Genomic DNA, 26200 nt, shown 5'->3' on the forward strand with positions numbered 1-26200 from the left:
GCATGAACAACTACTTTATCTGGCTTATTTCATTATTGGCTATCGCCGGGGTAATCATCAGGCCGTTTAAATTACCTGAAGCTGTTTGGGCTATAGGCGGCGCTTTGCTGCTGTTAGGTTTCGGGTTTATCAGCTTTGAAACAGCTGCAGCCGGAGTTGAAAAAGGCACCGATGTTTACTTGTTTTTAGCCGGAATGATGTTGCTCTCAGAAGCAGCCCGTGAAGAGAAGTTATTTGACTGGATTGCAGGCCATGCGGTAAAAGCCTCGCGAGGTTCGGCACACCATTTATTTTTATTGATCTTTTTGTCGGGTATAATAGTAACCGCATTATTATCAAATGATGCCACCGCGGTGGTTTTAACCCCTGCCGTGATAGCCGCAACACGCGCGGCAGGCGTAAAAAATAATTTGCCTTACCTGTTGATTTGTGCTTTTATTGCCAACGCGGCATCATTTGTATTACCTATATCCAACCCGGCAAACCTGGTCATATATCAAACCCAGTTACCGTCGTTGGGCAACTGGTTCGCGCAATTTTTGTTGCCGGCAGCTATAGTTATAGTTCTGACCTATTTTATCCTGAAGATATCTCAACGCAAGGCATTGTCTGAGAAATTTAGCACCGATATCCCGGTAGTTACCTTGAGCACAACGGGCAAACTGGCTTTGTACAGCATTATATTTACGGTATTTGTTTTGCTTATCTGCTCGGCTTATTCGGTTCCGCTTGGCTGGCCTACCTTTATTACTGGCTTTTTATGTACAGCAATTATCAGCCTGATCGCTAAAAAATCAATCCTGAAAGCGTTCGGCCACGTATCCTGGAGCGTGTTAATATTAGTGGCCGGACTGTTTATAATAGTTGAGGGGCTTACGCAGACCGGCATTACGCATCACCTCGCCACAATGCTTGCAAACGCCGCTAAGCAAAACGTTAACAACACTGCAATTGCCACCGGCGGGATAATCGGCATTGCCTGTAACTTAATGAACAACTTACCAGCCGGGTTAATAGTAGGCGAAATTGCACAAACGGCCGTAATACCAGACGTGGTAAGAAAAGCTATGCTGATCGGTATCGACCTGGGGCCAAACCTGTCAGTAACCGGCTCACTCGCCACCATACTGTGGCTGCAAGCACTGCGCCGCGAAGGTATTACCGTAAGCGCCGTTCAGTTTTTAAAGATAGGGCTGGCGGTGATGTTGATACCCATGCTGGTCGTGCTATTACTACTACCTTATATTTAATAATTACGCGGCTGATTGGGTGTCCAGCTTTTCTACCGCGTCCATAAAATCACCTATATCAAAAGGTTTGGCCAGGTAAGCGCTCGCCCCGGCATTTTTGGCAATTTCAGCGCCATCCCTGCTTGCCGATATAATGAGGATGGGCAAATGTTGATATGCAGGCGTTGAACGCACCTTAGCTGTGATCTGATCACCTGACAGTACGGGCATCCACAAGTCAAGTATCAGCATATCGGGCTGCACTTGCGCCATCCTGTCAAACATTTTTAAACTGTTTTGTTCAGTAGTTACATCGTAATCTTCCGCATCGAGCACCATCTCCAGCATTTCGAGAATGCCTTCGTCATCGTCACAAATAAGTATCTTTCTTTTCATAGTTCAATTAATTAAGGGGAAGCGTAAAGTTAAAGGTCGATCCTTTGCCGTATTCACTATCAACCCAAAGGCTGCCGCCGTGGTTTTTGATGATCTGCTCGCAGATATAAAGACCTATACCCATGCCCGGAAAGTGCTTTTGCGTTTCCGACGAACGGTAAAAGCGCTCAAATATTTTTTTCTGATCTGCCGGACTTATGCCAAGCCCGTAATCCTTTACCGATAGCTTTACATAATCGCCCACTACGGCCAGATGCACATCAATATCCGTCGAATCCGGAGAGTATTTTATGGCGTTTGATAGCAGGTTGCTCACCACCTGGCTTAGTTGTGACTCATCGCCCCGGTATTTTATACCTGTTCGGCCGCTTAAGTGAATGCGGTGGTTGGATGATGCCGCCTGCAGGCTGTCAACCATTTCAGTCACCATTTCATCCAAATCAAACTGCTCTTTAACCAGGGTAATGTTACCGGTTTGTATGCGTGATACTTCCAGTAACTCCTGTATCAGGTTATTGAGTTTGTCGGCATGCCTCGCGGTCTTCTTGATAATGTCCTTCAACTTCTCGCTCGACTCCGGCGGCAGCAAACGCTCCATAATCTGAATATATCCTTTAATAGTAGTTAAAGGTGTTTTAAGCTCGTGGCTGGCAACAGACAGGAAATCGTCCTTACGCTGTTCAATTGCCCGGCGCTCGGTTATATCTTCAATAGCCAATAGTATACGGTCCTTATACTCGCCTTCCAGCTCTATGCGGTGCGCGTTTAACAGCATCAGCTTTCTGCCGATGTGCGGAAAATTATGCTCCACCTCAAAGTCAAGTACTGGGTTATTTGTTGGTAATATTTTTTCTAACAGCTCTTTAAGTTTAGGAATATTCCATTGGCCGTTACCCAGATCATACAGGCTTTTATCTTCTGTTTCTGACAGGCTTACCTTAAATGTGTTCAAAAAATGCTGATTCGCGCTGATCACTTTCAGGCCGGGGTCAAGCACCAGCAAGCTTTCCCTTACCGTTTGTACAATACTTTCCAGATACTCTCTGCTCGCATTTAATTCGTTGGTGCGCTCGGTTATCTTTTGTTCCCGCAGTTGCTTTTCGTGCTTTAAATCTTCCTCGGCCTTTTTTCGGCGGGTAACATCATGCTGTACGCCTACGAAATGGGTTATATTCCCATCCGGAGATTTGATAGGCGATACATATAGTTCGTTCCAGAACAGCTCGCCATCCTTGCGGTAGTTTCTTATCTCTACTGATATGTTTTGACCTTTTTTTACGGCTTCCCTTATTTTATCGCGTTCGGGCTGCTGCCGGTCATCTGCCTGCAAAAACCGACAATTGTGTCCAATAATATCATTCCGTTTATAACCGGTCATTTTCTCAAACGAGCTGTTACAATAGATAATCGGGTTATCAGGAAGCTGATTATCTGTAATAATTATACCGGATACACTGGAATCTAAAGCCGCCTTAATAAGCGTAAGGCTTATTGAATTATCTGAATCACGGGGTAACTGATCGGCTTTAAACGTATTTTCCATACTTTGACAAATAATATTCCCAGATGCGAGTTAAGGAATAAGTGTTTGCCCAACTGCTGGTTTATGCAGTATTATCAAAAAACGTTCCAGTATATAACTATCCTGTTACATTGAGTTCACTTTAAGCGCATCGTCAGCCTGGTTGTAATCCGGCAGCTCTATTTCCTGCTTGGGCTGCTGCTTATTGTTACTACCCAAACTGCTGAGCCACTTCACCGGCCTGCTGCCAAAAATCCGGTAAAATCCATTGAGTACAGATACCCCAAACTTTGAAGTTGGATAAACCAAACCGGGAATACCGGGCGGCAGTTTCTGACATTTTTCGGCATATGGGCGCATAAGTTTTTCATAGTTGGCAAATGCCGCCTGATGCGTAAGGGCCGTTGCCAGTTCCCCCGCCAGTATATATGCACCTGCTATCGCCAAATCAGTGCCTTTACCGGCTATCGGCGTGGCGCAGTAGGCTGCATCGCCTACTAAAACTACACGGCCCTTGCTCCATTCAGATGCTTTTACTTGGCTAACCCGGTCTAAATAAAGGTCGTCAGTAGCTTCGATTTCGCTGATCAATCTTTCAGACTCCCAACCACTGCCTTTTATACGCGCTATCAGCGCTTGCTTTAGCTGGGATAGGTTCATTCCCCTATACTCGTTCTCTTCGGCCAGCATGGTTATTGACGCGCGGGTAGTGCCGTAATTATCGGGCCGTAAAATATAGACTATTCCACGTGGCGCATTACACCACCGCGCCCAGCGCGAATCAGTCGGCTGCTTTTTAACGGTTAAGTAAGCTGTATAAAGGCCAAGATATTTGAACCGGGTTTCATCCCCAAATATCAGCTTGCGCGTACCTGAACCTATGCCTTCGGCTACTATCAACATATCAAAGATTTCGGTTTTGCCGCTTTTAAACGTCACCTTCATCTCATCTTCTGCCTGTGCAACGGCGGTAACATAATCGCCAAAGCGGTAGTGTACATTATTGCGGGTGTGCTCATATAATATATTGACCAGATCGCCACGTAAAATTTCCAGATCTTGGGTCATGCTCATTGAACTTTCCTTCGGAAATTCAGCCAGCACTTCGTTCTCCGTATTCACAAACTGAATACCTATTTCTGTAGTGTTGGCTTTTCGCACGGCATCTTCAAGCCCCATTTTACCGATTACCTCGCGGGCAGGGCCTTTTACATCAATATTTTGTCCACCAAGCCTTAATTCATCGGCACGTTCTACAACTGTTACTTCAAAACCGTAATAATTAAGCCAGTAGGCAAGTGCAGGGCCGGCAATGCTGGCGCCGGTAATCAGTATCTTCTTATTTTTCATGTATGATTAATTGATCGGCATTAAATTGAGTCCCTCTGTTAGCATAATCGCTTTTATGATCTGTTTTCCGATACGCTACCGGAGACATGCCGCATACCTTGCCAAATAGCCTGATAAAGTATCGGTGATCCTGATAACCCAGGACGAAAGCAATTTCTTTTACACTTTTTGTACTGTATCGCAACAGCCGCTGCGCTTCGCCCATCACCTGCTGTTGGATGATATAAGTTGCAGAGTATCCGGTAGCGGCTTTAACCACATCATTAAGGTAACTTACTGACAGGTTCATCATTGCGGCGTAACCAGCAGGCCTTTTATTTTTTATGTTATGGCTTTTTACAAGCGCGCTGAATTGCGCGGCTATTTGCGCTTGCCTTGAATTGCTCGGCTCGGTAACCAAAAGCGATTGGCGGCACAGATTGACTACATGATAACATACGGCATTTAGCAAAGCCTGCAATAGCTGCGGCTGAAAATCTACCTGCGGTGTTTGCTGAGTTACCTTCCACAGAGAATTAAGCAAATCTTTAACAAAGCTAATATCCTCATCCTTTAATGTTATCAAGCTTATGGAGGGAGACTCCCGCTCCAAAGCGGCTGCAGCCAGCTGGTCAATCAGTTTGCTGTCAAAACTCATCACCCAGCCCGAAATATCAGACAAGCTTAGCAACCTGTGTACTTGCCCGGGCCTGATGATAAGCAACGAACCCGTCGCCATTTTAACATACTGAACGTCCACTTCGTAGGTGATGCTTCCTCTATCCAGTAAAAACAACGAATAGTAATCGTGCCGGTGTGCATTAAAAATTTCCGATGCAGCATCCGTTTGCATAAACGATGCGCACATGGGCGCTATTAACACACCAAGCGGGGTTGCAGAAAGTTCTATTAAGTTGATGCGCTCCTTTTTCATTTATTATCAACTAATAACATCTGAATAACACAAGGGTTTAGCGTTGTTGTGCTACAAAACACGGCATTATGTGGACGAAAAGCATATAGTTAAACATTAATAATAGCGCAACAGTGTCACCTCTTTCATTAAGGTTGTACGCACAGTATTTTTAAACTCTAAACAAAACAGCGCTTAATACGCTTATAAAATACCGTTTGCGGCTATCGTAAACTGATTTTTCCCTAAATAAATGCCTATGGATTTAATAATTATTATTACCGCTCTGTTAGCAATCAGCACAATTTTTAGTTTTATAAATGCCCGCTGGATAAAACTGCCCGGCGTTATCGGGGTGATGGTTTTAGCCATTGCAGCCGCTTTTATCACCGTAGTAGCCGGATCGGCCTTGCCGGGTTTCACTAAATTTATACTGGAACTTACCAACTCCATTGATTTCTCAAAAACGCTGCTGGATGTAATGTTGGGCTTTCTACTTTTTGCCAGCGCGTTGCACTTTGACGTTAACAAGCTGCGCGAAAACCTGCGCGGCGTACTGCTGATCAGCACCGTTGGCGTTATACTTTCAACCTTAATATTTGCCGGGTTGTTTTATGAGCTGCTGCATTTATGCGGTATGCAGATACCCTTTATTTACTGTTTGGTATTTGGCGCACTGATATCGCCAACTGACGCCGTTGCCGTTGCCGCCTTGCTTTCCAAATCAAAAATGCCCGAAAGGCTGAAGACTATTATCTCCGGCGAATCACTGTTCAACGATGGTATAGGCATCGTTCTGTTTGTAAGCTTTTCGGAAGTGGCCAGCATACCCGAAAAGAATTTCTCGTTTACAGAGGCAGCAAAACTTTTCGGGCAGGAGGTTTTTGGCGGCTTACTTTTAGGAGGCGTACTGGGCTTAGCTGCTTACCGCATGATGCGGGTAATTACAGATTTCCAAACCATCGTGATGATATCGGTTACGCTGGTGCTTAGTATCGCGGCTATAGCCGGCATATTCCATGTATCGGCACCTTTGGCGGTAGTAGCCGCCGGCCTGCTCATAGGCAGCCATAGTTTTAACCGGCACGAATCAATAAGCCAGAGTGAAGACCTGGAGCGCATCTGGTCTCTGGCTGATGAGCTGCTTAATACCGTACTTTTTGTTTTGATTGGCCTGCAACTGGTAGCCATAGCGGTACGGCCTGATTATCTGCTCATCGGCGTGGCGGCTATTGTGATCCTGTTAGTAGCACGAATGCTAAGTATTGTTTTACCGGTAGCTTTTTTACGGCGAACGCTTGCGCTTGAATATAGCAGTGTAGCCATACTTACCTGGGGCGGGTTACGGGGCGGCATATCTGTCGCGCTTGCCCTGTCTCTGCCCGATTCGCCATACAAGCCACTGATACTTACGGCAGGATTTGTAATTGTGGTGTTCTCCATAGTTGCGCAGGGGTTAACGCTTAATAAGTTTATCAATATACTGGTAAAAAAACCGGCGTAAACATTAATAGCCAAGCAATCCTATAACAGATGGTGTTCCGTATATATCAACATCAAACAAACAACAATGGCACTAACCAACGCTAAACCCAAGGATCTTGCGCTGCATGTGCTCGAAAAGCTCGAGCATAGCAACCTGGCGTTGCCATTGCCGCCCCTGGTAGTGCTGGAGTGTTTGTTTGAATGTGTGTTTTTCGCCAGTATGCGTACCGAGGAAAGCGACCTTGTGAAAGTTACCGTGACCTTAATAGATCCGGCTAACCCAGACCCTAAACCGCCCCGCAAATTAGTGCCTGAGCGCTGGAGCATCATTAAGTTCGACGTGCTGATGGAATTAACCATCAAAGCGCTGGTTAAGCTTTCAAAAGCGTCGGACCCATCGAGCACCTCGCTGGCCGTATATTACGATGAGCATGGCAAGCTTTTTATATGGGGCATGATAGACCAGGCGCTGCATTACCAAAGTTTTTTAAATTATGAGTCGGAATCGGGTTCAGAGCAGCCCGGCCTGTTCCAGGTATCAGTAAGCGACATTGGAACGCTGGATGTGTTGTTTGATTATGAGCTACTGGCTACGTTGAAGCAAAATGTACTGGTTCCGCGTTACCTTGATGTATTCACTATCGGCCCCGTATCAAAAATACTGAAGGCAAACGCGGTCAACTTAAAAACGGATATCCGCGCTTTCCTCGCTGATAAACATCCGGATGAAGACTTTGAAGACTGGGAGACCTTTTTAGATGGCTTGTGGATTCAAACCCTGTCGCGGTTGCTGCTGCGCATTCAAAACTACCACCACGGCGGAGCATTGCTGATAACACACACGGATGTGGATGTGGATGTTGACATTAAATACCGGGTTACTTATGATAGATTAAAAAATGCTATTAGTAAGTATGCTGAAGAAACCATCAACAACTATGTAGCCGAAACTTTGATTGACGATCATATCGCCTCGGGTAAAAAAATGATGTCGAAAGATTGGTATATCGAGGAGTCGCGCTCGTTGCTGGCCAAGCAAGGCATTGCTGACGAGATCAAGGGCTGCATATCCTTTCTGGCCTCGCATACCTGTGTAGACGGCGTGCTGCTTTTCGCGCCGGACATGGTATCAAACGGTTTCGGCGGCGTATTGAAGGCACGCAGAACACCCAAAAAAATATATGTATCGCCAACAGCTACGGCAACGCCTAAATCACTCGTAGCAGCCGACCCTAATCATTTCGGTACACGGCACCGCTCCATGATCGCCTATTGCTGGAACCACCCGGGCAGCCTGGGCCTGGTAATTTCTCAGGATGGCGATATACGCGCGTTTTACCGGATAGAGGAAAAGCTTATTATGTGGGAGAACATCAAAACACAACAGTTTATAAAAAGCCGCAAACTTAAACGCTCCGCTACCAATAAGTAGGGTTATTTGATGCTGGCATCAATTATTTACTTGGCCTTAACACATAATTGAAACACTAAGGTTTTATATAGATCATGTTACAAATTGATCTATGAAAAACAAACATTATATTATGCTTGGCCTTGCGGGCGCTGCAGCAGCTGCAATTGCGCTCAGCCTGTCGTCATGCGTTTCAATCCCTAAAGGTGCAAGGGCGGTTACACCTTTCAACAAAAACAAATATCTGGGCACGTGGTACGAGATCGCGCGTATGGATTTTAGATTTGAAAAAGGTTTGGAGCAGGTTACGGCCACCTATTCCTTACTTGATGATAAAACTATCCGTGTTGACAATAAAGGTTACAAAACCAAGGACGGCGAGTGGAAACAAAGCATAGGTAAAGCTAAGCCGGCTGGCGAGCCAAACGAGGGCAGATTAAAGGTATCTTTCTTCGGCCCGTTTTATGCCGGTTACAACGTAATAGCTATTGACCCCGACTATCAATATGCTTTGATTGCCGGCAACAACCTCAAATACCTTTGGCTGCTATCCCGCGAGAAAACAATGCCTGAAGCAGTTAAACAAAATTACCTGGAAAAAGCGCGGGCGCTGGGCTACGATACCAATAAACTGGTTTGGACAAAACAATAAAACTTAATTTAAGAAGATATTGATTTTAAAAACGTCCGGCTTAAAGAGCATACCAATGCTTTTCCAAGCCGGACGTCTTCATTAAGGTAATCTTAATTGTTGATAGTTATCTTTTTCAAAACTTTACCTTTTCTGTCAATAGCCTGCATGAGTAATGTTTTATCCGTAAGGGAAAAAATCATAAACCCTTGAATTGGAGCGAAAAAATCCACCGGCCCGCGTGGTATTAGCTCTTCGTTGGCTTCACTCCCCGCGCCTGAAATAAAGTGATGCGTAAACTTTTGTGGCGGATGATAATATTGCAAATGATGTTCATGGCCTGACAGATAAATGTTTACCTTGTATTTTTCAAACAAACCTTCGAGTGAGTAGCGCATCTCCGGCTTGTTAAGCGCCCGGTTACCGGCCGTGTACAACGGGTGATGCCCGATTACTATTTTCCACTTGATGGTTGAACTGGTATCGGCCAATACTTTTTCGAGCCATTGTTTTTGCTTGGTGCTGTCCTGCTTTATCAGTTCATCGCGGTAGGAGCTATTGTATGACGATGGCTCAAGCGGGTTGGTGTCAATAAACACGAACAAAGCCTCGGCATTTTTACCTACACGACGCTTAAACGAGTAATACCGCGCGGGCATGTTCCAGCGCCCGCTTACCTGCGAGTAATCTACCTCGGCCTGCGGGTTTTGATGATAATCATGGTTACCCAGCACGGCATACCAGGGGCGATGCAGCGGATACTGGTAAAACACATTTTCAAACGACAGGTTCCATAGCGGGTCGTGCACGCTTTTTACACCGTCCGGGTAAATATTATCGCCTGTGGCTACAATAAATTCAGCATTTACACCGGTTACTGCTTTGGCCAGGTTAGAAGCCATATCTTTTTGAAAATACTCGCCTCCGCGGCCAAAATCGCCAACAGCTGCAAATTCCAACGCGCCGTCCACGCTCTCCTGCCCTTTAATATAGCCCCCGCGGTAACCTTTTACATATTCGGCCTTATAATCTTTAGTTTGGCAAAAAGCCTGACCAGCCAAAGCCAGCAGCGCAACGCATAATACTATCTTCATAACTTTTTAAAATACTATAGCCCCGCTACAATGCAGCAGGGCTATAATTTAATTACTTTTATTTAATTAATAACCTGGGTTTTGTACCAGATTAGGGTTAAGTGCCTTTTCGCTGGTTGGTACCGGATAAATACGTTTGTTTACATCGGTATTGGTTTTAAAGCCCCAGGCATCTTCAAACTTACCAAAACGAATTAAATCGTTACGGCGCCAGCCTTCCCAGGCAAATTCACGGGCACGTTCATCAAGCAACTGGTTAAGCGTAATGCCGGTTACCAACGGCGCCTTAGCACGGGCACGTATTTTATTAACCAGAACATCGGCAGTTTGCAGCTCGCCATTTACGGTGGTGGCAGTAGCGCCCCTTAGTATGGCTTCGGCTTTCATCATCATCACATCGGCCAGCCTTAGTACAGGCATATCATTGCCCTGGTAACGGGTGCTTGAGTTAGCGTTCGGGTCCGGATAAAATTTAATAGAGCGCACACCACGTGCTTTGCCTAATTCATCATTACCCACATCCATGGTAGCTGGTCGCACCAACGGCATTTCGGGCGTAAAATCCAGGTGGTAATCAACCGCGGCCGAACCATCAGCGCCGGTGTAACTGGCATCAACACCTTTTTTGGTTGATTTTATGATCACCGGCGAACCATTGTTTTCATATTGCTTACCAGCCAGCCAGGTAGTGTTACGCACATCACCGGTAAGATTAAATTTCTCATAAAAATCCTTAATGGTGCTCAACGCGATACTCGGGCGGAAAGGAATGTTGTATTTGGCCTGCAATGCGGTATGTAAGCCAAAACGGGTAAAGTGATTACCTTCGGCCACGTTCGGATCATACGGAATGGCAAAGATAGTCTCCTTTATTTGCGGACCATTGTTCGGCGCAAACAAGGTCATATAATCAGCATCTAAAGAGTAAATACTTTTCGCACCGTTCAATACACTATCGGCCATCGCCACGGTTTCGGTAAACTTCGGTTGGCCAGTGTAGTACTGCGCGTTCAAATATAATTTCTCTAACAAGGCAAACGCCATCCATTTGGTGGGGCGGCCGTAAGTAAACGTACCCGCGTTAGGATTAAGATTAGGGGCAACTTCTTTTAGTTCCTTCTCAATAAAATCAAATATTTCGGCTCGAGGTGCGGTTTTAGGCGGCGATGTTACCGGGAAGCTGGTAACCAGCGGAATGTTACCATACAAATCCATCATAAAGTAGTAAAACAACGCACGCATAGCACGCATTTCGGCAATCGCACGTTTTTTATCATCAGTATCGGGCGTGGCTTCAAACAAGCTGATAATACGGTTACAGGTATTTATACCGCCAAAGCCCCACTCCCAGTTTGAGCGAACATTCGGGTGATCAGGCCCCCAGGTGTGCAGGTGCAGAAAGCGGTACTGCCCGCCATCATCATAGTTACCATCACGAGCGGGTATAATGGCCTCATCGGTCGATAATTCCTGCATGCGCCAGTAATCTACTGCGTAAATAGAACGCAACTGAGTATAAACCGGCCCGGTTGCGGCTATAAAACTTTCGGGATTGGTTGGAAAGTTACCGGGCGTAAGCTGCGATTCAACGTTGGTATCAAGCTTTGTACAACCGGTTACAGCGCCGGCTAACAATAAGGTAAATAAATATATCTTTTTCATGTTATTGCTGATTAAAAGTTCACGGTCATGCCTAAAAGGAACGATCTGGTTTTAGGATAAAAGTTATTGTTATCAACTCCGGGGTTAAGTCCGCCCATGTTGCTTTCCGGGTCAATACCACGATAATCAGTAATGATAAACAAATTGTTACCGGTAGCATAAAAGCGTAGACTGTTGATCGACCTGGTTTTTAATTTAAAAGTATAACCCAGGGTGGCGTTATCCAAGCGCAGGTACGAGCCGCTTTCCAAATAACGATCTGACAAGATGTAAGCATTGTTATCATTAGGAGATTCTCCCAATGTAAAACGAGGTATGTTAACATTTGAAGCGTCCGATGGGCTGTTGAGATTAGCCAATGTTGCATTCAGCACTTTGTTGCCGTAAACACCACGTAAAAAGAAGCTAAAGTCGAAGCTTTTGTATGAAAAGCTGTTATTCCAGCCATACAGCAATTTAGGCTGTGCATTACCCACGATAGAAAAATCGGCTACTACCGGCGGCTGGTTGCTTATGCTGCCGTCGGCTTTAAAAAACTGCGATACACCGTTAGCATCCTTACCGGCATAACGGGCCAATAAGAAAGTACCTATCGGGTAACCCTCCTGCACAATTTGCGATGGGTTGGCTGATTGCCCCTTACCGCCAAGGTAAGCGGTTTGCAAATAAGGCAGCGTAAACACATCGTTTGATAGCGATACCACCTCATTACGGTTGTGCGAGAAGTTAAGCGTGGTTGTCCATTTAAAATCTTTACCATTAAAAGGCTTGGCCGATAGCATAACCTCGATACCTTTGTTGCTTATTTTACCGGCATTAGCTGTAAGCGTATTTACAAAATATTGCGTGGTAGATACGTTGTAATTCCAGATCAGGTCAGACGTGCGCTTTTCGTATATGTCAACTGAACCTGTCAGGATGTTGTTGAATAATCCGAAATCAATACCAATGTTGGTCATGTCGGTACGTTCCCATTTTAAATCAGGGTTGGGGTTTTGCACCGGGCCCACAGCATTTATAAAGTTGCCGTTGTAGTAAAAGCGCGATGTTGTTGATGTTTGATAAAGCAGCAGGCGTGTGAACGCGTCAAAGCCTAAGCTATTGCCCGAGCTACCGTAACCGGCCCTTAGCTTTAAATCATTTACGAACTTCACGTTCTCCATAAAGCTCTCTTTGCTCATGTTCCAACCAGCTGACACGGCAGGGAAGTAACCCCAGCGATTGTTAACGCCAAAGGCCGATGAACCATCGCGGCGAAGCGATGCCTGCAACATATATTTGTACTTGTAATTATATTGCGCCCTACCATAAAACGAGATTAAACGAAGTGTAGATATAGGCGCTACCTGGTCATAAGCTATGGTTGAACCCGCAGGTGCGTTACCCAGACTTAAGTTATTATAGGTTAACGCATCGGTAATAAAGTTACGGTTTGAGGTACTGAACCCGTCGTTGTTCCTGTCCTCCTGCCATGAGTAACCGGCCAATAGTTTTACGTCATGATCGCCGAAAGTCTTATCATAGTTAAAGAAAGACTCTAACACCTTTTTGTTGTTGGTGTAACTGTTACGCAAAGCATAACCGTTATAACCTTGTGCCAGGCCTGATGCGCGTTTGTAATAAGCATTGTTATTGTTCTGCTCATCCTGATAGGATACACTTAACGTATACCTTAGGCCATCAAACAACTTAGCCTCGGCCATGGCATTACCCAAAAAGGTTTTCACCTTGCCATCAAGTACTGAATTATCAACCAATGATACCGGGTTCAGGTAACCACGTGTACGGGTAAAGTTTTCGGTATAACTGCCATCGGGCTGCTTCACGTTAACGGTCGGCAGGTAAGTAAGCATATTTTGGTAAACCTCGTCAGGTATATCGCTGGTTGAGGTAATGCTGTTCACTGCTGATACATTCAGGCGCAGGCGGTCATTAAAATATTTTTGATCGATATTAGCGCGAAGAATAAAGCGCTCTAACTCCGAATCTTTAATAATACCCTGATTTTTAAGGTAGTTCATGCTCACATTGTAAGCTGTTTTACCGGTATTGCCGCTTAATGACAGGTTATGGTTGTGCGAAAACGCGCTGCGGGTAAGCTCTTTTTGCCAGTTGGTGTTGGCGCCCTCGTTGTTATCAACCGGGTTTAAGCTTCGGTTATTATCGGCCAGGTATTTACGCAATTCATCACCGGTTAAAACCTCAATCTGGTTTGATACTTTTTCAAAACCGGCATAAGCACTATAACTTAAACGCGGCTCGCCGGGTTTAGCTTTACGCGTTGTTACCATGATAACGCCGTTTGCAGCACGCGAGCCGTAAATAGCTGTTGATGATGCATCCTTCAATATGTCCATGGTCATAATATCCTCAGGTGCGAGTAAGGCAATTGAGGCACCGGGCACACCGTCAATTACATAAAAAGGCTCCTGCGCGCCGCTGCGTAATGTTGAGGGTCCGCGCAGAATAATAGCGCCCGTTTCGTTAGGATTACCGCTACGGGTAACGTTAAGGCCCGGTACTTTACCCTGAAGCAATTGCGCCGGCGAGCTGATCACGCCACGGTTAAAGTCTTCAGCCTGTACCGAAGTAATGGCACCTGTAACCTCAGCCTTGCTTGAGCGGCCGTAACCTGTAACCACCACCTGCGAGAGTGCCGTGGCTCCTTCTTTAAGCACCACCGCCAGCGAAATTTTGTTACCTGCCGTAGCTGCGTAGCCGGTTAATGTTTTGCTGAGATAACCTACATATGTAAAAGTGAAGCTGTAATTACCCCCGTTTTCGAGGTTATTGATGTTAAAAATACCATCCTTATCAGTAACGGCGCTAATGGTTTTGCCTGATGAGGTGTTTTGAGCGTTAACCGTTACGCCGGGTAACGCTAATCCGGTTGAATCTTTAACGATGCCGGTTGCCGACGGTGCAGTTTGCGCACGCGCGGTTGCAAAGCTTACCAGGCATGCCAAAAGCAGCATAGCTGTTTTCAGGCTGGTCTTAAAGCACGATTTGTAGTTTTTGAGCATAGTAAGTTGGTTTACGTGTTGAATAATTACTTTTTCTTTTTTCGATTAAGAGGAGTTATGATGTAAGCACTGTCTGCTTTGCTTATACTGAGTTGGTTGAGTGTACCTATTGTGCTGAGTACCGATGGCAATGAGTCTGAAGCCATGTTGAAATCGCCGGTAAAGCGGTATTTTTTCAAATCACCTTCAATGGTAATAGCGGTGCCGTATAGCTCCTGCAGCTTATTAAAAACGCTGGGCAAAGGCTGGTTCATAAACCGCAGCGTATCGCCGCTTATTTTCACTGCACCTTTTACTTCGGAAGGTTTACTTATAACCGGTTTTTCATCAAAGCGTTTTAAGCTGATGCTGCCGGTATATTTATTGAACACCAATTGCTTACCCGGCAGCAAATACTGCGGTTTAAATTTATTATGCGTGTTAATAACCCTAACCTTACCTGAATGCAGCTTTACCTTGGTGGTTTGATCGGCCGGCCACGCGGTTATGGTAAAAACAGTACCGAGCGCCGTTGTAGCAACCTCGCCTGAAAATACAGTGAATGGTCGTTTTTTGTCTTTAGCTACCTTAAACCTGGCTAAACCGGTGAGGTAAATATCACGTGTACTATCTTTAAAAGGCAGCTTGTACTTTACCGATGAACCCGGGTAAAGGGCAACGTCCGATCCATCATCAAGCAAAATATGCTGTATACCGTTACCATGATTTGTGGTGTTTTGCCAGTTTACTATACGCGCCGGAACCCATACATATTGCTTACTTACCTGCTCCGGTCGGGTTAACTGAAATATAGCCAGCCCTGTTATGAGTATTAAACTTGCTGCAACGCCTGCATAACGCCACAGCCGGAGCGGTCTTTTTTCGGTAACGGGCTGATGGTCGATTTGTGAAAGTATGGCATCCAGCATTTGAGCTGATTTGTGCGGATTTGGATGCTTACCGCCGTCAAACTGCTTCCAATCCTGCTCGCTGAGCAGCCGCTCAACAATTTCAGGATGCTGCTGTAGATGCCGGTAAACCAGCTCGGCTTCTTCAGCGGTGCACTGCCTGTTAAAATACTTGCGTATAAGTTCGTCCGTTGAATGCATACACTCCCAATACGGGAGCCGGGCACTCAACCCCTAACACTTAACAATTATTTAACAATGCATCTAACAAAATAATTACGGCGGTGCTCATGGCCGATTTGCGAAGCTGCTTTATAGCAAGGGTAATATGGTTTTCAACTGTTTTGGTAGATATGGAAAGCATCTCCGCGATCTCGGCATTGGTAAAATGATTGAAACGGCTTAGTTTAAATACCATTTTACGGGCGGGTGGTAAAAGTTCAATGGCATTATGCACCTGCCTGAGCGTTTCTTTATCGGATAGTTTATCATCAACCGGCTGATTGAAACCACGCTCCAGTTCATTGACGATATTATTGCGTACAGCGTCTTTACGCAACTCATCAATCATGGCCGTACGCGCAATGCGGAACAATTGCACATTAAGGTCATGCTCTTCTGAAATCAGGTGACGCTTTTCCCAAAACTTAATAAAAGTGAGCTGTGTAACCTCTTCAGCAAGGTACGTTGACGATGTTCTATGGGCTATGTAAGCATAGATTTTTTGATGATACTGATAGTATATCATCTTAAAAGTGGTGATACAACCCAGCTTAATTGCGTGCACATTTTCCATCCGTGCAAAATTTTGAGATAGTTATTACCTGCGTGATACCTGTTTGTTAGGTTATCATTAATTCACGCTTTTATAATTGGTTTATTAAACAAATATAATCAGGCTTATAAATAGCTGTTAAACAAGATTATCCACAATTTAGAACCTAATAAAGCTGCCACCAACACTACAATGATCTACCTATATGTGAATTGGCAGATTAATAAGGTGGCCTATTCAGCCTGCATGATAACTAAAAGTGCATGATAATTATTTACCGCTATGCTACCTGCTATAATAACAATGCGGACCAGCACCTCTAGCAACTAAGATTTGCAGGAGGCAGGCTATCAGCCACACCTGATTTTTTCAGAAATAACGCAATTGCAAACTGATGAAAATGATCTTCAAAACGGTAACTCCTATTATTTACCAATAGTTTTAATCACTAAAAAATCACCTGATAGCAACTGCCAATGTAATTTATTGTCACAAATACAATCAAAGCCATCTGCTAAAATTTGCTAAACATGGGCTAAAATCTAAGTATACCACAAAACAGGAATAAGGTATTTTTGAGCGTTCAATTATAAATATCTGCTTTACAGCACTATTTACTTAAAAAACAATCTTCTTAAAAATGTCAAATAAGCCCAATTTGTCCGGTTAGCACGGGCGTGCAACTGTTTTGCCCGCTATTATCAAAACAATTAAGTGTAATTAAAACATTTGCTAAATAAAAATAAATTGTTTTAGCATTTACCCTTATCATCTCTCTAATTAATTTATGAAACAAATTTTACCTGAAAAAAATCGTAACAGGTTTAAAGGTATTTTCAGTAGCAACATTATACATTTTGCGTTTGCGTTGCTCGCCTTTGCCGTGTTATCAATCACTACCACACAAGCCCAGAGCCTGGTAACGGTTAAGGGTGTGGTTAAAGACACTATTGGCGGCCTGCCAGGCTTAACCGTTAAGGTGGAGAAAGCCAGCACAGCGGTATCTACCGACGATCAGGGCCGTTACCAGATCAAGGCGGCACCAGGTGCCAGCCTCACCTACTCAATGGTTGGTTATGCCAACCGCACCGTAAATATAGCCGATTACAAAACAGGGGCTGACGGCGTGGTGATCATCAACATTGCGATGAAAAAAGCCGACAATGCCCTTACTGAAGTTGCCGTAGTAGGCTTTGGTACGCAAAAGAAAACAAGCGTAATCAGCTCTATCACTTCTATCAGCCCAAAGGAGCTTAAGGGGCCTACAAGTAACCTTACCACTATGCTTGCCGGCCGGGTGGCGGGTATGATCGCCTATCAGCGCAGTGGCGAGCCGGGTGCCGATAACGCCCAGTTCTTTATTCGTGGTTTAGGCACTTTTGGTACCGGTAAGCAGGATCCGCTGATCTTGATTGACGGTATCGAGTCGACGCAAAATGATATGGCTCGCCTGCAGCCCGACGATATTTCATCATTCAACGTATTAAAAGATGCTACCGCCACCGCGGTTTACGGTGCGCGTGGCGCAAACGGCGTTGTACTTATTATTACTAAAACCGGCCAGGCAGGCAATACCAAATTCTTTGTCAGAGCGGAGAATTCACTGTCGTCAAACACCCGTAATTTTCAGTTTGCTGATAATGTAACCTACATGAGGCTGGCTAACGAAGCAGCCTTAACGCGTAATCCACTTGCTGTTTTACCATACCAGCAAACTAAAATTGACGCCACTGCCGCTGGTGAAAATGAATTGCTTTATCCAAATAATAACTGGATAAAACAATTGATAAAGGATTACACCATGAATCAGCGTTTTAATATGAATATTAACGGTGGCAGCCCTAAAGCCCGTTACTACATTGCCGGTACTTATAACATCGACAATGGTGTTTTAAAAGTGGCTGAGCTTAACAATTTTAACAGCAACATCAAGTTAAAAAATTACTCGGTACGCTCTAACATTGATTTAGTGCTTACCAGCACCACTACCGCTGCACTACGCGTTTATGGCCAGTTTGACGATTATAAAGGGCCAATTGGCGGCGGTACCAAAACATTTAACAGGGCAATATGGTCAAACCCGGTTATGTTTCCGGCGGTTTACCCGGCCGGCCTTTCGCCATATAGCAAGCACCCGTTGTTTGGTAATGCTATCTCACCTACCGGAGCATTGTATATAAACCCTTTTGCTGATATGGTTAAAGGTTACCAGGATGGCAATGCCTCTACCCTGCAAACGCAAATTGAAGTGAAGCAGGATTTGAAAGGTATTACTCCGGGCCTTGACCTGCGCCTGATGAGCTATGCACGCCGTTATTCGTACTTTGATATTTCACGTGCTTACAACCCGTTCTACTATACAGCAAATGAGCAGCCTGACGGTTCAACAACCTTAACACTGCTTAACGGTGGCGGGGCGCTTTCAACTGGCCCGGTGGGTACTGAATACCTTAATTACGCCGAAGGCACCAAAACGCTGAACTCTATTTTTTACGCTGAATTTGCGGCTAACTACAATCGTACCTTCGCTAAAAAACATGCCGTTGGTGCAATGGTGATTACCACTATGCGCAGCTTTTTAGCTGGCAATGCAGGTAGTTTACAACTTTCATTACCATCACGCAACCAGGGTGTATCAGGCCGTGCAACTTACGGGTATGATAACCGGTATCTTGCTGAGTTCAACTTCGGTTATAACGGCTCTGAGCGATTCGCTCAAAACAGCCGTTTTGGCTTCTTCCCTTCTTTTGGCTTGGGTTATCTCATTTCAAACGAAAAATTCTTTGAGCCTTTGACCGAAGTAGTAACGGCCATGAAATTCCGTGCCACCTACGGTTTGGCCGGTAATGATCAGATTGGTAACTCTGCCGACCGTTTCTTCTACCTGTCAGAAGTAAATATGAACAACGGCACCTATGGTGCAACCTTTGGCGATGATTGGACTTATTACCGCAATGGTGTTTCCATCTCACGTTACCCCAACCAGCAAATTACCTGGGAACGCTCAAAGCAAATAAACCTGGGCTTAGATATTACTTTGCTGAACGATTTGAGCATGACCTTTGATGTTTACAAACAGCAACGCTCAAACATACTTACGCCACGTACTTACATACCAAGTACCATGGGCTTACAAGCTGCTATTCAAGCCAACACCAACAAGGCCGAAAGCCGAGGTATTGATTTTTCAGTGAATTATAACCGCGCATTAGGTAACACCCTTACTATACAAACCCGTGGTAACTTTACCTATGCCACCAACAAAATTTTGATTTATGATGAGCCAACCTACGCTGGTAACGAAAGCTATAGATACCGTGTAGGCCAGTCAACCACGCAAACTTTTGGATACATTGCAGAACGCTTGTTTGTGGATGACAATGAGGCAAGAAACTCACCTCAGCAACTAAATGGCAGGCCGGGAGAAGATTACGGCGGTGGTGATATCAAATACCGTGACGTAAATAAGGATGGTATAATCAGCGATGCGGACCAGGTACCTATTGGCCTGCCTACCGTACCTGAGATAATTTATGGCTTTGGTGGAACTGTTGGCTTCAAAGGCTTTGACGTATCAGCTTTCTTTCAAGGTTCGGCACGCTCATCATTCTTTATCAATCCGCAAAACATTACCCCGTTTGCATTTGGTACAGAGGAAGGCAACCCTAACGTAGCGCAGAACGGCTTATTAAAAGTAATTGCCGACAGCCATTGGTCTGAACAAAATCGCGACAGTTATGCATTTTGGCCACGCCTGTCATCAACATTTGTAAATAACAACAACCAAACCTCCACCTGGTGGATGCGTAACGGGGCTTTCTTACGCTTAAAAAGTGTTGAGTTAGGTTATAACTTAAAAGCAAATCTTACCAAACGCCTGGGCATCGGCGCCTGCCGTATCTATGTAAACGCCACCAACCTCAATGCCTTCAGCAGCTTTAAGCTCTGGGACCCTGAGATGGGCGGTAATGGCTTAGGCTACCCGGTACAAACGGTTTACAACTTTGGTCTTAACGTATCATTATAATAATTGCTAAGCTGATAACATGAAAACGATTAAAAACAAAACCTACAGATTTAAAGCGGCTGGCATCAACTTAACCGTACTGTGCATAGTTGCGCTGCTATCCGGTTCGTGCAAAAAATACCTGGATATAGTACCGGATAATGTTGCGACGATTGACAACGCTTTTACCCTGCGCAACGAGGCAGAGAAGTTTTTATTTACCTGCTACTCATACTTACCAAAGGACGGCAATCCGTTATACAATGCCGGCTACATGACTGGTGACGAGGTATGGACCTCGTTAGAAGAACGCGAATTTATAGCGTATGGCTGGCGCGCGGCACGTGGTGGCCAAAATGCAGCAGAACCTTACATGGATGCCTGGAATGGCCGGTATTCAGGTGGAGGCCCCGGCGACAACTATGGCTTATATAAAGCCATACGTAACTGCAACATTTTTATTGAAAACGTGCAGGATTTATCGAAGGTACCTGATTTGACTATAGACGAGCGCCAGCGCTGGTTGGCCGAAGTGAAATTTTTAAAAGCGTATTACAATTTTTACCTGATGCGCATGTATGGGCCTATACCTATTGTTGATAAAAACCTGGAGATAAGCGCGCCCGAAGGTGAGGTACGTATTAAAAGGCAACCGTTTGATAATTGTGTAGATTACGCAGTTAATTTGATCGACGAAGCGTTACCTAATTTACCAACCATAATTACTGATCGTACAACTGAGCTGGGCCGTATTACAAAGCCCATCGCACTTGCGGTAAAAGCCAAGTTACTGCTGATGGCTGCCAGTCCGTTATTTAATGGCAACCCTGATTATGCTGACTTTAAAGATAAAGATGGCGTTAACCTGTTTAACCCGGCTTATGATCAGAGCAAATGGCAAAAAGCCGCTGATGCTGCTAAAGCCGCTATTGACGCGTCAGAAGCTGCCGGTTTTAAGCTTTACCAGTTTCCGGGTACTACTTTTAAACTATCTGATACCACCTTGCGCCAGCTAACAATTAAAGGTGCTGTTACCGAGCGTTTCGGGTTAAACCTTGAACATGTATGGGCTAACCCAAACAGCCGTACGTTTGAGTTGCAGCGCTTTGCCATGCCGCGTTTAACGGCTGATGTGGTTGTGGGCAGCGCGCGCCAGCAATTGGCGCCGCCTATTAAAATAGCCGAAATGTTTTACTCACGCAATGGTGTACCCATCACTGAGGACAAAACGCTTGACTTTACAAATAGGTACAGCCTACGTACCGCGACAAAAAGTGAGCGTTTCTACATTAAAGAAGGCTTTACCACTGCACGTATAAACTTTGACCGCGAGCCACGCTTTTATGCTGACCTTGGCTTTGATGGTGGCATATGGTATAAATACGATAGCCCGACCAACTCTGATGAAGGCACTTTCGTGCTCGAAGCTAAATCAACAGATATTGCCGGTGCCAACAACTTCGGCTGGTATAACGAGACTGGATATTTCATCAAAAAAGTAGTTGACTGGAATATGATCAACGGTAAAAACGGTGCCACTTACCGCGAGTACCCATGGCCGGAGATCAGACTGGCTGATATTTATTTGATGTATGCAGAAGCGCTGAATGAAACTTTAGCAGCGCCGAACGCGGATGTATTTAATTATGTTAACCGTATACGTACACGCGCCGGACTGCCATCGGTTCAGGATTCATGGACCAATTTTTCAACCAACCCAACCAAGTATTTAAGCAAGGATGGCATGCGCGAAATCATCCAGCGTGAACGCATGATTGAACTTGCTTTTGAAGGCAGCCGCTATTGGGACATATTAAGATGGAAAAGAGCCAGCGAGTTAATGAATCAGCCTATTACCGGATGGAGCGTTTACCAAAGCACTACTGCCGATTACTATCGTGTACGTACCATTTTTTCGCAAAACTTTGTTGCCCCGCGCGATTACCTGTGGCCGATACGAACTTATGACATCACAATCAACCCGAACTTAGTACAAAACCCGGGATGGTAACCCTTTAATTATTATGATCATGAAAAAAAATATAATAGCAGTGCTTTTTGCCGTATTTACGGCCGGAGCTTTATTATACAGCTGCAAGCAGGATGTAATAGGCCCGCTTGAAAAAAACACCAATGCGCCCGGACAGATATCAAACGTATCGGTAACCAATGGCCCGGGCAATGCAACCATTTCCTATATTTTACCGAAGGATAAAGACTTGCTTTATGTTAAGGCTATCTACTCATTAGCCAATGGGCAGGTAATGGAAGTAAAATCATCATACTATGGCAGCAAGCTGGTAGTAGAAGGCTTTGGAGACACCTCGCAGCATGAGGTAAAATTATATGCTGTTAACCGCAGCGAAGTAACATCGGCACCTACAATAGTTACTGTTAAGCCGCTTGAAAACCCAATATGGGGCGTTTACCGCAGCCTTGAAATTTTGCCTGATTTTGGCGGGATCAACTTCAAAGCCAATAACCCGGATAAGGCTAATCTATCTATCGAAGTTTTTGTAGAAAAGAATGGCAAACTTGAGCCCACGGCAAAAAACATATATACCTCTGCTGCTGAAGTAAACCAGTCTATCCGCGGGTTTGATACGCTGAAACAGAATTTTGCGATAACCATTCGCGACCGCTGGCTGAATTATACCGATACACTCACGGTAAGCCTCACGCCTTTGTTTGAGACAGCCATATCAAAAAGCACATATAAAGAGGTGATACTACCCGGCGATTCGCCACAGCAATACGGTGGCACCGGCATTAGCAAAATGTGGGATGGTAATATTATCGACTGGCCAAGCGTATGCCTTACCAGCACCGCTACAACATTACCGCAATGGGTTACTTTTGATATTGGCGTACCTACCACACTCAGCCGCATCACAATCTGGGATTATCCGGAATATCTGAACCAGGGCCGTACATACTTTTACGGCGGCAACCTTAAGGATTTTGAAATATGGGGATCTGACAATCCTCCGGCTAATGGCAGCTTTGATAATTGGGTACTGCTGGGCAAATTCACGTCTAAAAAACCATCCGGAAGCGCTTACGGCGTACAAACTAATGAGGATTATGCTTACGCTAACGCGGGTATTAGCTACAACTTTCCGGTTGGCTCTAAAAAAGTACGCTATCTGCGTATCAAATCAAATAAAAACTGGCAGGGAACTTCGTTCATGAGCGTATCTGAGGTACAGGTATACGGTGATCCACGATAACAGACAAGCCTAAATGATTATAAACATGAAAAAATATTTGCTTACAAAACTATCAGCCTGCCTGCTTTTGCTGGCAATGCTGGCAGCCTGCAAAAAGCAGGACGACTATAAAAAGTTTGTAGAAGGTGGCGAGATATCATACACGGGAAAGATTGACTCGGTAAAAATACTCTCCGGACATAACCGCGTACTTATTAACGGATTATTTTTAGCTGATCCGAAAGTAACGTCACTTAAAATTTACTGGAATAACTATAAAGATTCGGTAACTGTGCCGGTTACACGTACCCAAACAGTTGATACCTTATCATACTTTGTTGAGAATTTAACCGAAGGCGTACAAAACTTTGTAATGTATACTTTTGATAATGATGGCAACCGGTCAGTACCGGTATATAAAACCGGGCGGGTATACGGCGACCGGTATATAACATCACTATCAAACAGGCCGATCTCCTCAGCGCTTACCGGCTCTGACGGTGTTACGCGGATTGACTGGCTGGGTATGGACAGGCTGACCGGCGTTTTTGCTACCGAAGTAGAATATACTAATACCAGTAATCAAACGGTTACGGTACGTACCCCGATAGACTCAACAAAAACTATATTACCCAATTTTAAAACAAGCTCAGACATACGTTACCGTACCTTGTTTTTACCGGACACCATATCTATCGATACCTTCCGTACCGAATTTGTAACCCGCTACGTACCTCAATTTATTAATCAGGACGTTACAAGCATTTACCTTAAAAACACAGGATCCCCATTCAATGTAGGCGCGTATGATGGCCGCAGATGGGGTACCGTAGCCGACTGGACATCAAATGCCGGAGCCAAGAATATCAGCGGCGGCTACGGCGGTTACGAATATCGTGGCGGAGTAGGCGTGCTATCTTTTGAAGCAGGATGGGGTTTACCGGCGTTGAACAACGGACTTATCTACCAAACCATTACCCTGCCTGCAGGTATTTACAAATTTGTATTAAATGATGTTGATCAAAATTCCGGCGGTAGCAGATTCATAGCAGTTGCTGAAGGCAATACACTGCCAAATGTTAGCGACATCACCTCATCATCTATCGCCTTTGCCAACATTTCGGCAAAGGAGCTCAATTTTACCCTAACCGAGCAAAAAACAGTCTCGTTAGGCTTTGGGGTTACTATTGACGCGTCGGGCCAATATATTAAAATTAAAAGCGTAAGGCTTTATAAGCAATCTTACCAATAACCTTATCATAAAGCATCCGGCGATTTACAAAAATCGCCGGATTTACTTTTTAAAAGCCTAACAAATAATGCGGGGCTTTTCATCACCATTAAAACCAGAATTATGAGTCGAAATTCACACCTGTATGCAACAGTGCTTGCACTGTTACTAACCATACTTTCGTTTTCAAGCTGTAAAAAGCAGTCGGGTAGCACTAAAACTGATCCCGAACCTGTGAAAGTACCTGAAAAAACTGCTACCCTTACCACAAGCCAGGTAATTGATATTACCACAACCAACGCAGTTGGCGGCGGAAAGCTCAGCAGCAAGGGCAGCTCAAACGTTACCGAACAGGGTGTATGCTGGGCTACTAAACCAAACCCAACCATCAATGATAAAAAAGCCGGGGTATACAAAGTAAGCGGATCGGGTGATTTTACCAGCCAGATCAGCGGGCTTACCGCATCAACAAAATATTATGTAAGGGCCTTTGCCGTTAACAAAGCCGGCATAGCCTATGGCGATCAGGTTGAATTCACCAGCGCCGACATAGCTGACGCAACCTTTAATTTTGAACCACTTTATATGGTTGGCTCAACGGTTGCAGCGGCAGATGTTGAGGTGACTACTGATGGCGGCAACGCTATAAGCGAGCGTGGTATTTGCTGGGGCACCTCAACAAAACCAACAGTAAACGGCAGCAAAGTAAAGGACAGAGGTACCGGTACAGGCAAATTCCGGGCTACACTTTCGGGCTTGAGCGAAAAAACCAATTACTATGCCCGTGCTTACGCAATTAACGCCAAAGGTGTTAGCTATAGCGCTGAGGTTACCTTCAAAACCATCGCCAAAGGTAATGTAACTTATACCTTCAATAAATCGGCCAATCCAACTGCCGAAGAATTAGAAGCTTACGGCCGTTTACAGATAGCGATAGATAGTGCCACATGGTACCTTAATAATTATACATCTGCAACCAAGCACGTTTACCTCAATTTGGTAGATGGAACGCCTACAGCCGACGCTAATAACCAGGGCTGGATGCGCTTTGGCACTAACCCTGGCTTTCAAAACATACGTACCATGCTGCATGAGCTTAATCACACACTCGGCACTGGAACATCGAACTGGTGGTGGTCACATAAGGAGAATGGCAAATTACAAGCACCAAGCGTAACCGCCATACTGCGCCTTATAGATAAAGACAATACCGTTATGCTGAATTGCGACGACATGCACTGGTGGCCTTACGGGCTTAACCAGAACAGTGAGGTTAGCTCGAGCTGGGATTATGTATACAACGCCATCATTATTGAAGCTATGCGTAAGGACGGGTTAACCGAATTCAGCGGCCCGTATCAGCCTTAATAATATTGATTGCTGTTTGCTTTATTCTT

Annotated in this window: 18 protein-coding genes; 9 read left to right on the forward strand and 9 right to left on the reverse strand. The window is 44.9% G+C overall.

The features are described from left to right. The first annotated feature begins 2 nt into the window (after window positions 1–2). Window positions 3–1250: an arsenic transporter gene (locus LT679_RS10420; protein ID WP_232177481.1), complete on the forward strand. Its 1248-nt coding sequence runs from the start codon at window positions 3–5 to the stop codon at window positions 1248–1250. Window positions 1251–1253: 3 nt separating this feature from the next. Here the strand turns inward: LT679_RS10420 and LT679_RS10425 are convergent, their stop codons facing one another. The 4 genes from LT679_RS10425 to LT679_RS10440 form a co-directional block, all read right to left on the reverse strand. Further along, window positions 1254–1625: a response regulator gene (locus tag LT679_RS10425; protein WP_232177484.1), complete on the reverse strand. Its 372-nt coding sequence runs from the start codon at window positions 1623–1625 to the stop codon at window positions 1254–1256. 7 nt (window positions 1626–1632) lie between these two features. Continuing rightward, the gene (locus tag LT679_RS10430; RefSeq protein WP_232177486.1) at window positions 1633–3168 is read right to left on the reverse strand and encodes a PAS domain-containing sensor histidine kinase; all 1536 of its coding nucleotides are present in this window, start codon (window positions 3166–3168) and stop codon (window positions 1633–1635) included. 105 nt (window positions 3169–3273) lie between these two features. Continuing rightward, the gene (locus tag LT679_RS10435) at window positions 3274–4497 is read right to left on the reverse strand and encodes an FAD-dependent monooxygenase (protein ID WP_232177487.1); all 1224 of its coding nucleotides are present in this window, start codon (window positions 4495–4497) and stop codon (window positions 3274–3276) included. Next, window positions 4487–5410 carry an AraC family transcriptional regulator gene (locus LT679_RS10440; protein ID WP_232177489.1) on the reverse strand — a complete coding sequence of 308 codons (924 nt, stop codon included), beginning with the start codon at window positions 5408–5410 and terminating at the stop codon, window positions 4487–4489. Before LT679_RS10440 ends, LT679_RS10435 begins: the two co-directional genes overlap by 11 nt. Before the next feature lie 238 nt (window positions 5411–5648). Here LT679_RS10440 and LT679_RS10445 point away from each other — a divergent pair, with 238 nt between their 5' ends. The 3 genes from LT679_RS10445 (at window position 5649) to LT679_RS10455 (ending at window position 8937) form a co-directional block, all read left to right on the forward strand. Beyond that, complete coding sequence (locus LT679_RS10445) at window positions 5649–6893, forward strand: cation:proton antiporter (protein ID WP_232177492.1); 1245 nt, start codon at window positions 5649–5651, stop codon at window positions 6891–6893. A gap of 66 nt (window positions 6894–6959) precedes the next feature. Next, complete coding sequence (locus LT679_RS10450) at window positions 6960–8306, forward strand: putative sensor domain DACNV-containing protein (RefSeq protein WP_232177494.1); 1347 nt, start codon at window positions 6960–6962, stop codon at window positions 8304–8306. A gap of 91 nt (window positions 8307–8397) precedes the next feature. Further along, on the forward strand, window positions 8398–8937 hold the full coding sequence (locus LT679_RS10455) for a lipocalin family protein (RefSeq protein WP_232177496.1): 540 nt from the start codon (window positions 8398–8400) through the stop codon (window positions 8935–8937). A gap of 92 nt (window positions 8938–9029) precedes the next feature. On the opposite strand, the gene LT679_RS10460 is transcribed toward LT679_RS10455, so the two are convergent. The 5 genes from LT679_RS10460 to LT679_RS10480 form a co-directional block, all read right to left on the reverse strand. Then, the gene (locus LT679_RS10460) at window positions 9030–10010 is read right to left on the reverse strand and encodes a metallophosphoesterase (protein WP_232177498.1); all 981 of its coding nucleotides are present in this window, start codon (window positions 10008–10010) and stop codon (window positions 9030–9032) included. 66 nt (window positions 10011–10076) lie between these two features. Then, entirely contained in the window at window positions 10077–11672 is a 1596-nt protein-coding gene (locus tag LT679_RS10465; RefSeq protein WP_232177499.1) for a RagB/SusD family nutrient uptake outer membrane protein, read from the reverse strand. An 11-nt stretch (window positions 11673–11683) separates the two neighbouring features. Continuing rightward, window positions 11684–14695 (reverse strand): SusC/RagA family TonB-linked outer membrane protein, encoded by a 3012-nt coding sequence (locus tag LT679_RS10470; protein WP_232177500.1) that lies wholly within the window; start codon window positions 14693–14695, stop codon window positions 11684–11686. A gap of 26 nt (window positions 14696–14721) precedes the next feature. Further along, the gene (locus tag LT679_RS10475) at window positions 14722–15783 is read right to left on the reverse strand and encodes a FecR family protein (protein WP_232177501.1); all 1062 of its coding nucleotides are present in this window, start codon (window positions 15781–15783) and stop codon (window positions 14722–14724) included. 40 nt (window positions 15784–15823) lie between these two features. Beyond that, on the reverse strand, window positions 15824–16378 hold the full coding sequence (locus LT679_RS10480; protein ID WP_232177503.1) for an RNA polymerase sigma-70 factor: 555 nt from the start codon (window positions 16376–16378) through the stop codon (window positions 15824–15826). Between the two features lie 766 nt (window positions 16379–17144). Between LT679_RS10480 and LT679_RS10485 the strand changes: the two genes are divergently transcribed. From LT679_RS10485 to LT679_RS10505, 5 genes are all read left to right on the forward strand, one after another. After that, on the forward strand, window positions 17145–20384 hold the full coding sequence (locus LT679_RS10485; RefSeq protein ID WP_232177506.1) for a SusC/RagA family TonB-linked outer membrane protein: 3240 nt from the start codon (window positions 17145–17147) through the stop codon (window positions 20382–20384). A gap of 19 nt (window positions 20385–20403) precedes the next feature. Continuing rightward, window positions 20404–22374, forward strand: coding sequence for a RagB/SusD family nutrient uptake outer membrane protein (locus tag LT679_RS10490; protein WP_232177508.1), 1971 nt, complete (start codon window positions 20404–20406; stop codon window positions 22372–22374). 19 nt (window positions 22375–22393) lie between these two features. Further along, window positions 22394–23593: a DUF5000 domain-containing lipoprotein gene (locus LT679_RS10495; protein ID WP_232177509.1), complete on the forward strand. Its 1200-nt coding sequence runs from the start codon at window positions 22394–22396 to the stop codon at window positions 23591–23593. A gap of 25 nt (window positions 23594–23618) precedes the next feature. Then, entirely contained in the window at window positions 23619–24824 is a 1206-nt protein-coding gene (locus LT679_RS10500; protein ID WP_232177510.1) for a DUF4998 domain-containing protein, read from the forward strand. Window positions 24825–24926: 102 nt separating this feature from the next. Then, the gene (locus LT679_RS10505; protein ID WP_232177511.1) at window positions 24927–26171 is read left to right on the forward strand and encodes a hypothetical protein; all 1245 of its coding nucleotides are present in this window, start codon (window positions 24927–24929) and stop codon (window positions 26169–26171) included. Window positions 26172–26200: the final 29 nt, after the last annotated feature.

The sequence above is a fragment of the Mucilaginibacter roseus genome, assembly GCF_021215455.1.
GTDB classification, from domain to species: Bacteria; Bacteroidota; Bacteroidia; order Sphingobacteriales; family Sphingobacteriaceae; genus Mucilaginibacter; species Mucilaginibacter roseus.